Below are 5,165 nucleotides of genomic sequence, written 5' to 3' on the forward strand. Positions count from 1 at the left end.
GGCTGGTTCGGGCACTGGCGGTGGAGATCCACGAGAACTGGCTCGAGGCGACCCGCTACCTCAATATGGATCATCTGCGCGAGCACAAGAAGGAGAGTCTGAGGGCATTGGCCGCCTGAGACGCGGCCGCCATGTCCGCCGCTCCGCTAAACACGGGGCTGCGCGGCGGACACGCCAACGTCACCGCTGAATGCCACGCCATTTTTTGCAGAACTTGACGCACACAACTTCTTCGAGCGCAAGCGACCGTCAAGGAAGCTATATCCCGAGCATCGTGCGGGTGAGCTGAGGGCGGTTTTGGGTGCCGGACCGCGGGCATGAGGCTATGCGCGATCTCGTGCGGGCCTGTGAAGCAGCACAGGAGGCTCAAAAGCGGGCGCGTCAGCAGCTTCAGTCGTTCCTCCTTCGACATGGCCGCATCTATTCGGGCCGCTCACCCTGGTCGCTGGCGCATATGCGGTGGATATCGACTCTGAAGTTCGAGCATCCGGCGCACTTCATCGTGCTCAAGGATTACTGCCAGGCGATCGAGGATGCCGAGGTGCGCTTAAAGCGTCTGACCGATCTGATCTCGGAGACTGTCAAATCCTGGACGATGGCTCCTGTTGTCGAAGCCTATCAGGCGTCGCGAGGCTTATCGTTGATTGCCGCCGTCGTTTTTGTTGCGAAATTGGCGACATCCGCCGCTTTGAAAACCCCCGCCAGCTAATGGCCTTACTTGGCCTCTTTCCGTCAGAGAGCTCGACAGGTGAACATGTCAAACGCGGCGGGATCACTAAGGCCGGGAACTGTCGGGGCCGTCGCATGCTGGTCGAAGGCGCATGGGCTTACCGCTTCCCTGCGCGGGTAAGTCGAACCAAGCAAGCGCAGTTGGAAGGCTTACCGAGAACCGTTCGCGAAATAGCGTGGAAAGGTCAGCTCCGCCTCTGCTCTCGCTACCGAAAAATGATCCTCGGGGGAAGCACAAGGCCATCGCGATCACCGCGATCGCTAGAGAAAAGGGGCCCTCCTGCGGGCTATTGGTCAGGAAGTGAAACCAGCTCATCAAGCTTAACTTAGCGCCGCTCGCATTGGCGACCAATTAGATAGAGGAAACAAGATCGATCATCTGCTGATGCTCAATGTTGGAGGCAGGGTCCCGGTCGGGGAATCTTCGATGGAACTGAGTGGCCGACGACGTCGATGTCCGTGCTAAGATAGAAGCAGCCCCAGGCGTACACACGGAAATGCGGTATCCAACCCGCGTATAAGAGTTTTGCAAACCGTCGTCTTGAGACCCTGTCTCCTACATTGCGCATTAGCTACACCATGCAGGACCAGCCACTATTGGCGGGACGAACAGGCGTGGCCACGCCGCTTGCAAATGAACATAAGAGTTCCAAAGAAACGAAGATCGCCAGATCGGTGCGGAAGCGGCAGGCGCCGCAGATCGATCGGCTACAACACGCATGATTGGCCTCCACAGAGTTGTTTGTCAGCAACCCCACTCTGCCAGAGCGCAGGTCGCTATCCACCACCGGTCATGGGTTCTTTGATGGCGCATCATTGCCGTCCGAATCGAAGGAAGCGCCATGGGACGGGTTCTACACACCCCTGGATCCAAGAGGGCAAGCTCATCAGGATTACCGAACTCTGAGCTGGACGCCCCGGGGATACTATCTCACGCGGAATACACGGAGCCTGTCGCCAATGTTCGGAACAAAGTGCCAGCCCAAGGCAACGCCCAATAAGCTTGGGCGGCTTGCAAAGCCGCGAAGGGAATCCCGGTGCGGCGCAGGATCTCGCCCCGGCCGGGCAGTCGGGTTCGAACATTCGAGGTCAACGAGTGACAATTGGGGCGTGGCGGTCGCATCGCGCGCTCCTGAGCGAAGCCGGAACCGCCGGGTACGTCGCCAAAAACAGTTCCGCTGTCTCGTCAGGCCTGAGCCGCAGCCATAGCGGATGCGCAGCTCGATTTCAGCGCGCGAACTGACCGTGAATCACCATGCTGCGACCAAAAGCGCGGCATGCGGCATCAGCCACATCGACGTTAACGAATCGGTGGAGGCAATCGTGGCATTCCGGGACGACCGCCGCGTCTGATGGTCTTGAAGGCATCGGACGCCTTGGAAAAACTGCTTGCCAGCACGCTGTAGAGGTCTTTGCCAGCGCTGGTAAGCATCACGCCGGTTCCTGGCGTTACAAACAGCGGAACGCCAAGCTCCTCCTCAATGGCTTTAATCTGCCGACTGACCTCTCCCGATATCAGGTTCAGCTCCGAAGCTGCAAGCTCGAACGAAAGATGACGTGCCGAGGCCTCGAATACCTCGAGGGCAGTGAGGGACGGGAGGTCATAATGGCGATGGTCCATCGAACAATCCAGTCAGATTGGTAGCAGCGTGCCAAACAACAGCAGATCCACGGTCCTCTGCCTAAGGACCGCCGCCAGTTAAAAGGGTCAGAGTTGACAAAGTCGACCATCACCAGCGCCCTCCGTGACGTCCCCGTGACCGACGCAAGGTGCGTGCCGAATTGGCGAACCGCTTTAATTACGCCACTCACCCATACCGACGGCCCGGCCCTGGCGACCGTTTCGTCGGATTTCCGACGTTCTGTGCAGCTTCGGACACAACGCTTGTGGAAAGAGATGCGCCGGATCGTCATATTGACGGATGGATCCGGCGATCCGGCCACCATTGAAGAGGGTGTAGAGCCCCGTCACTCGGGTTTATCCGCTGCCGTTTCCTGCCGATGTGGCCCGCGCGGGAGGTCAGCCACGAAACGGTTCGCCATTGCGCAGTAGTTCTGACATAGGTCTAGCTGCGACTGGCGTCGGTCTTGCCGCTCCGCCAGGCGCGGCAAAGCCGCGCGGCGTGGCAGGGAGGGCGCAGGCTGTGGCTTGATGGTCTCGCATTGCTTGTCCAGTGGGCGCCAACAAGGCAGTCTGGTCGGCGACGCCCGCGCTGCAGAGGGCGCGCAGGCGTCGTGACCGATGGTCGGAGGATGACCGGCGGCTCTATCGGCGCCATCAATGGCGCTCGGAAGGGTTCCACGTGACGACCTGACAGGGGCTTGCTCGCTGTGCGGCCCGGCCTCGCCTGCCTACTTCGCTCCCGCGCCGGTGACCTCCAGCGGCTGGCAGGAGCATCTTTGGTCCAATTCCTTCGACTGCTGCTCCGGATCGAGCCGTCAGCGACGGCAAGAGCGGCCTGACGGTCACGCCAACCCATCACGGGTAGCGGCTCGTCAAAGCACCCCCCGAAGCGGACTTCTTCAACAACCCCGCGTCCCTTCATGAGGAACGTGCTGGCACATGCCGACAAGAGCGGCCGCCGCGTCGTGGTCCGGGCGCCTTCGCCGGCGCCCCAGCGGCCTTGACCAGCATGGCGGGCATGGGAAGGCCCGTGCTTGCTGATCCGGCTGTACTGAGCGATGCCAAGTCCCGACTGGCACACACGCGGATTGAGGCCGAAGTAGCTCACCAGCTTCTGCGGCTCGCCGAAGCGGTGCGCCGCAATGATCCCGGTGGCCACAACGGCGTTGACGCCGGTGATTGTCAAACCGAAGTCCCTGCGGATCGTCAACCGCATCCCTAGCGATATCATCATCAAGCTCTGCCAGGTCCTCGGCCAGGCGATCGATCTCGCGGATGTGGCGGGCGATCGCGGCCCGTTCGTCGTCGGGAAGCACCTGCCGCTCGAGCCAGGCACGGCCGCGATTGTTGAACAGATCGGCAGGCCGGCACTTCGGCACGAGATGAGCCTGCAAGATGCCGTGTACCTCGTTCTTCACCCGTGTGTGATGCCGCAAAACCTGGATTGCGCCGGGCAACGAGACGGCGCAGCCGCTCCGTCCTCTCGTCCGGATCTCACACCTCCGGCAGAAAGTCGCTGGCATGAAGCTGCGCCAGAACGCCGGCATCGATCTTGTCGGTCTTGATACTGGCATGGGCGATCGCCTTCACCTCATCGAGTTGGCGACAATCACCCGGCCGACATAGGGCGACAGAACCCGCACCAGCGACATTGCGTTGCCGGTCGCCTCGACGACAATCTCGTCCGTCTTGCTCAAGCTGCGGCCGAACGCTTCCAGTCCCGAGCGGGTCATGTCGACCCCGGCCGTGATGCGCAGCCGGCCGTCTTCCCAAAACACCACCTCCGCAAAGGTTCGGTGGATCTCCACTCCAATCACACGTCTCATCGGCTTGCTCTCCTCAAATTCGGGAGCCGGCGGGCGACGCGACACCTACGGATCCGCGCTCAGAGAGCAACCGGGCAGGTCAGGGGCGGCCAGCTACTAACGCGAGCTCGCAGCTCATCGAATACATCGGGCTGCCCGCACTTGGCGTGCTCCCGGTGCCCCTGTCCCGGATGGTCGCACCATACGCCGAAAATCGCTCATCTCCAGCGGACATCGGATGGCACCGGCATGATCATACCGGTTACAAATCCGATCGAGCGGCTCAACGGCGAGATTAGGCGGCGCACCGAGGTCGTTGGCATCTTCCCCAATGACGGCGCCATCGTCCGCCTGGTTGGCACGATCCTGCTCGAACAGAACGATGTGGATGGACCACCCCCGCCTTAAAAGGGGGTTTCGGGCAGTGATGACGGATCCGGCGCTTGCAGTCTTGTATCCGGCCTAGATGTGGAGCCTCAATAGGTTGTCCTCGGTTAGAGCGAGGCGACTGATGGGCGTTTTTGACTTTAGGCTGCCGTGTGGGCGATGCCAATTGTATCTGTGCAGCCGATCTTGGCCGACGCGCCGTAGACGCGCGCCGCATGGGCTTGGGAAAGACGCCCCTCAATGACCGACAGCGCCATCTCCTGTCGACGCAGTGGCGTGAGACGGGCATTCTTGTGGATGTTGATTCGGACCCTCCGATGAGTGCTGAAGCCTGGTAACTCCAGTCTCCTCGGTCCGGTCCGAATGGACAACCCTCTGAAAGCTCACACCTAGAGATGCAGCCGGACGGCTGATGGCCCTGATGGTGTTCGCGGATCGGCGGCCAGACAAATGGACGAGCTCTGTGGCTCGCATCGTTGGAGAGACCTTTGCCGAACCCGGTCCGACCGGTTCGCCATCACGTTCGCTTTTCCGCCATTCCGTCAGAGCTTTGTCGGGTCCGCGACACAGGCCTGTTTAGCCAATCTCTTATTTTGCCTCAGCCCAAATAGCTGAAACAG

General features: G+C 60.9%; 4 protein-coding genes and 3 pseudogenes. 3 read left to right on the forward strand and 4 right to left on the reverse strand.

Annotated features, from left to right (window positions below; all coding sequences use genetic code 11):
* Positions 1-264: 264 nt before the first annotated feature.
* Positions 265-1,054, forward strand: a pseudogene (locus NKJ35_RS30590) (IS110 family RNA-guided transposase); the annotation flags it as partial.
* Between the two features lie 975 nt (positions 1,055-2,029).
* On the opposite strand, the gene NKJ35_RS30595 reads toward NKJ35_RS30590, so the two are convergent.
* Together NKJ35_RS30595 and NKJ35_RS30995 are read right to left on the reverse strand one after the other, a co-directional pair.
* A complete protein-coding gene (locus tag NKJ35_RS30595; RefSeq protein ID WP_352651348.1) occupies positions 2,030-2,350 on the reverse strand; it encodes a LysR family transcriptional regulator in 321 nt (106 codons plus the stop codon).
* 445 nt (positions 2,351-2,795) lie between these two features.
* Positions 2,796-3,587, reverse strand: coding sequence for a transposase (locus NKJ35_RS30995; RefSeq protein WP_502904697.1), 792 nt, complete (start codon positions 3,585-3,587; stop codon positions 2,796-2,798).
* Between NKJ35_RS30995 and NKJ35_RS30610 the strand changes: the two genes are divergently transcribed.
* Positions 3,496-3,918, forward strand: a complete 423-nt coding sequence (locus NKJ35_RS30610) for a hypothetical protein (protein WP_352651350.1) — start codon at positions 3,496-3,498, stop codon at positions 3,916-3,918. The two genes, NKJ35_RS30995 and NKJ35_RS30610, sit on opposite strands and share 92 nt — an antisense overlap.
* A 21-nt stretch (positions 3,919-3,939) precedes the next feature.
* Here the strand turns inward: NKJ35_RS30610 and NKJ35_RS30615 are convergent, their stop codons facing one another.
* On the reverse strand, positions 3,940-4,179 hold the full coding sequence (locus NKJ35_RS30615) for a hypothetical protein (protein WP_352651349.1): 240 nt from the start codon (positions 4,177-4,179) through the stop codon (positions 3,940-3,942).
* Positions 4,180-4,422: 243 nt separating this feature from the next.
* Between NKJ35_RS30615 and NKJ35_RS30620 the strand changes: the two are divergent.
* A pseudogene (locus NKJ35_RS30620) lies at positions 4,423-4,542 on the forward strand (transposase); the annotation flags it as partial.
* A gap of 78 nt (positions 4,543-4,620) precedes the next feature.
* On the opposite strand, the pseudogene NKJ35_RS30625 reads toward NKJ35_RS30620, so the two are convergent.
* Positions 4,621-4,725 (reverse strand): annotated as a pseudogene (locus tag NKJ35_RS30625) (IS481 family transposase); the annotation flags it as partial.
* Positions 4,726-5,165: the final 440 nt, after the last annotated feature.

This window comes from Mesorhizobium sp. M0136, from assembly GCF_040322515.1.
Lineage (GTDB): Bacteria > Pseudomonadota > Alphaproteobacteria > Rhizobiales > Rhizobiaceae > Mesorhizobium.